The sequence below is a fragment of the Pseudomaricurvus sp. genome, from assembly GCF_965662505.1.
GTDB lineage: Bacteria > Pseudomonadota > Gammaproteobacteria > Pseudomonadales > Cellvibrionaceae > Pseudomaricurvus.
In genome coordinates, this window is the sequence record NZ_CBFIHX010000201.1 from 1 (window position 1) to 3964 (window position 3964).

Annotated in this window: 5 protein-coding genes; 4 read left to right on the forward strand and 1 reads right to left on the reverse strand. The window is 52.9% G+C overall.

Going from position 1 to position 3964, the window contains the following annotated elements; genetic code table 11:
- Positions 1–215: 215 nt before the first annotated feature.
- The gene (locus ACTG33_RS16495) at positions 216–542 is read right to left on the reverse strand and encodes a ComEA family DNA-binding protein (protein ID WP_439136315.1); all 327 of its coding nucleotides are present in this window, start codon (positions 540–542) and stop codon (positions 216–218) included.
- Positions 543–821: 279 nt separating this feature from the next.
- Here ACTG33_RS16495 and pyrF point away from each other — a divergent pair, with 279 nt between their 5' ends.
- The 4 genes from pyrF to lapB all read left to right on the forward strand — a co-directional run bounded on the left by pyrF (position 822) and on the right by lapB (position 3914).
- Positions 822–1532, forward strand: coding sequence for an orotidine-5'-phosphate decarboxylase (gene pyrF / locus ACTG33_RS16500; protein WP_439136316.1), 711 nt, complete (start codon positions 822–824; stop codon positions 1530–1532).
- A 29-nt stretch (positions 1533–1561) separates the two neighbouring features.
- Positions 1562–2227, forward strand: coding sequence for a (d)CMP kinase (cmk, locus tag ACTG33_RS16505; RefSeq protein WP_439136317.1), 666 nt, complete (start codon positions 1562–1564; stop codon positions 2225–2227).
- 191 nt (positions 2228–2418) lie between these two features.
- Positions 2419–2736, forward strand: coding sequence for a LapA family protein (locus tag ACTG33_RS16510; RefSeq protein WP_439136318.1), 318 nt, complete (start codon positions 2419–2421; stop codon positions 2734–2736).
- 8 nt (positions 2737–2744) lie between these two features.
- Positions 2745–3914 carry a lipopolysaccharide assembly protein LapB gene (gene lapB / locus ACTG33_RS16515; RefSeq protein WP_439136319.1) on the forward strand — a complete coding sequence of 390 codons (1170 nt, stop codon included), beginning with the start codon at positions 2745–2747 and terminating at the stop codon, positions 3912–3914.
- The last annotated feature ends 50 nt before the right edge of the window (positions 3915–3964 follow it).

Consider the following 3964-nt stretch of genomic DNA (forward strand, 5'->3'; position numbering starts at 1 on the left):
CCAGACATGCCCTTCGACAGGCTCAGGGCGAGCGGTAATGGAGAAGTCTCGAATCACCGTTCATCCTGAGCTTGTCGAAGGATGTATCCACCCAAGTAGGCCCTTTGGCAGGTTCAGGGCGAGCGGGGTTATGTGTCAGACTTCACTTGAAGTTATAAAAGAAGCTACAAAAAAGGGCGCAAATAGCGCCCTTTTTTACATCTACAGCCTTTACATTATTTCAGACTGATGAGTTTGCTGTTTTTCGCGACAGTGGCTTCGCCAATGCCTTTAACTGCAGTCAGAGATTCCTTTTGCGTGAATTTTCCATTCGCCTCACGGTAGGCCACGATCGCCTGGGCCTTTTTCAGACCTATACCATTGAGTGAATCCGCCATTTCTTCAGCGGAAGCGGAGTTGATGTTGACGGTATAAGGGATAGCCTGTTGGGCTTTTGAAGGGGTTGATTTGCTCGCTTCAGCCCAGCTAAAAGGGCTCAGACTGATAATGCACAGAAGAGCGGCCAGGCGGATCAGTGGGAATTGCAGTACGCGGTGTTTCATAGTTTAACGTCCTTGTGATTGAGTTAGTGTTTAAAAATATCTCCCTGGATTCCTTTCGGGAGTGTTGCGCGGATCAAAGAATAGCGCACTTGGTTAAAAAAGAAACTTGGAAGAAAGCATGAAATTGGTCCAAAACTGTATAAAAGCGAGATACGGAATGACGCTCGCCCGCAAACGGCAGGCAAGGTACAATTCGCACCACTTGAAAGCCGGCCTCAGGTTAAAAGTGGGCCGTCTGGATTCGATTTTCCTGCCAACTACGTAAAGGTACCGCAACCTATGGCCGATTCTCCCCGTATTCTTGTCGCGATGGATTTTGACAATCAACAAGCCTGTCTGGATATGGCGAATCGTCTGAGTCCGGAGTTGTGTCGATTAAAAGTCGGCAAGGAACTGTTTACGGCCGCCGGCCCGCAGGTTGTTGAAGCCCTGATGAGCAAAGGTTTCGATGTCTTTCTGGATTTGAAATTTCACGATATTCCCAATACCACGGCCAAGGCGGTAAAAGCAGCAGCGGAGCTGGGGGTGTGGATGGTGAATGTACACGCCAGTGGCGGCGAGCGGATGATGGCAGCCGCGCGCAATGAGCTGGAAAAGCGCAGCGGAGACGTCCCATTACTGATTGCCGTGACGGTTCTGACCAGTATGGAAGCCTCCGATCTGGCCCAAATCGGTATTACCCGCGAGCCGCAAGAGCAAGTGCTTCATTTGGCTCGACTGGCGCAGCAGAGTGGGATGGATGGCGTAGTCTGCTCCGCGCAGGAAGCCAGCATGCTCAGCAGTCAGCTGGGTTCTGATTTCTGCCTGGTGACGCCGGGGATTCGTCCGGCGGATGCCGCAGCTGATGATCAGCGTCGAATCGTAACCCCCGCTGATGCCATGACCGCAGGCAGCCATTATTTGGTGATTGGCCGCCCGATTACTCAGGCAGCGGACCCGGTAGCGGCTTGTCAATCCATCGCGACTTCGATTGCGGCAGCCACTTCTTAAATTACTCTTATCTATATTTGGACGATTGAATGACCGTTGTAATTACCATTGATGGCCCCAGTGGCGCGGGCAAGGGCACGTTGTGTCAACTACTGGCAAAAAAGCTGGGTTTTCACCTGCTGGACAGTGGTGCGCTCTACCGCCTAACGGCTCTGGCAGCCGAAAATCAGGGCATCAGTTTTGAAGATAATGATGGTCTGGCTCAGGTCGCAGCCAGCCTGGATGTTGTATTTGAGCCGTCTGATGGCGGTGTGCGAGTTATGCTGGCGGGCGAGGACGTCTCCACAACGATTCGTCAGGAGCACGTGGGGATGAACGCTTCCATCGTGGCGGCTTGCCAGCCCGTCAGAGATGCCTTGTTGCGGCGCCAGCGTGGTTTTGCTGAGGCACCAGGCCTGGTCGCCGATGGTCGCGATATGGGAACCGTGGTTTTTACTGAAGCTCCGGTCAAGGTGTTTCTGACCGCCAGTTCTGAGGAGCGTGCCAGACGTCGTTTGGCTCAGCTGGAGCAAGCCGGTCGGGAAGCCGATTACGATCAAATTTTGGCGGATATTGAGTTGCGGGATAAGCAAGATCGTGAGCGCACATCCTCCCCATTAAAGCCGGCCGATGATGCAGTGATTCTGGATTCAACTACTATGACGATTGATGAGGTTTTGTCAGCGGTCATGAATCTGGTGAAGCAGCTGCCCTGATTTCCCGGTGCGCTGGCGGGCCATGCCCCTTGAAGACGGGATGCGCCAAGCGGGTTTTATTGCTATAAGTGATAACAGACTATTCTTGCTGTCATGGTTGTCATTAACATGACAGACTGGCAGGCTGTCGTGAAGGGTAAGCCGGAAACGTACAGAGGCTAGAAAGGATATAAACCAGAGAGGACGTCAGAGTGGCCTTGGTTAAAAAAATCGTGTTGTTGCTGGTTCTGGTTGCAGGGCTGGTGGTCGGTGTCTGGTTCAGTACCGATAACACCCAGATGGTGAATGTTTCACTGCTTGGGTTTGGCATGCCAGCGATGTCTCTGGGGCTATTGATTTGCGCAGTTTTTGCACTGGGCACGGCATTAGGCTACGTCATCAGTCTGTTGCCAGTGTTATCTCTGAAAAACCACAATCTTTCCTTAAAGCGCAAGCTGAACCGTCGCGATAAAGAAATTGAGCGGCTGCGGCGAGCCCCTGCGAAGGGCAAAAATACAGCTAACGGGTAGTTTGGGGAATGGTCGATTGGGGATTATTGGTTCTTGTACTGATAGCGATTGCTATCGGTTTTGCCTTGGGGCGGCGATCCACACGCGTGCCCGAAGACTCTGATGCGCCTGCATTGGAGCCCCACTATATTCAAGGTCTCAATTACCTGCTGAACGAACAGCCGGATGAGGCGATTGATACCTTTATCGATGCTCTCGATGTTAATACCGAAACCCTGGAGACTCACCTTGCGCTGGGTAACCTGCTGCGCAAGCGGGGTGAAGTGGGGCGGGCGATCAAGATTCACCAAAATCTCCTGGCTCGTCCCGGTCTGGGTGGCGAGCAATCTCGTCAGGTCCAGTTGGAGCTCAGTCGTGATTTCATCAAGTCGGGTCTGTTGGATCGGGCTGAAATGCTGCTAAAAGAGTTGGTGGAAACCACCGTTCATCCTATGCGAACTCAGTGCCTTGAATACCTCATTGAGATTTATCGGGACGAAAAAGAGTGGCAGACCGGGATCGATATGATCAACAAGCTGCCCAGCCGACGTTTTTCACGCCTGCCGGATGAGTGGCGTCTGGTGCAGTCTCACTTCTATTGTGAATTGGCGGAAGAGTCGCTGAGGCGTTCTGATTATTTGACTGCGCGCCGTCATTTGAAGGCTGCGAGTCTGGCGGACAAGCAATCGGCCCGAGCCAGCATTCTGTTAGCAGATCTGGAATACCGACTTGGACAATATAAAGAAGCGGTAAAAGCCCTGAAACAGGTTTTCTATCAGGACCCGGCTTTGCTACCAGAAGCTTTGCCGTTGCTGATCACGTGTTACCAGGCGACGGGGCGCTTGCCCCAGTTGCGAGCCTATCTGAACGAATTGCTGGAGCAGGGTGCCTCAACGCCTGTGGTGATGGCTCTGGCGGAATTGATGGCTAAAGACGAAGGCGTGGTGCCAGCGGCGAAATTTCTCGGTGTCAGTGTTGCCAAGTCCCCCAGTTTAAAAGCGGCTGAACAGATGCTCTCCCTGCAGCTGGCCGGTTATCAAAACCCGCCCGAAGGCATGGCTCTGGCGGATACCGTGATCCGTCGTCTGCAAAAAGCTTCTCCCCAGTACCGCTGCCACAACTGTGGTTTTGCCGGTCAACACATGCACTGGCTGTGCCCCAGCTGCAAAACCTGGAGCAATGTAAAGCCGGTGGAATAAGCTCTTTTTCTTCCCGCTCTATTGCCTGACTCTGTAAAGCCCCAAAGCCC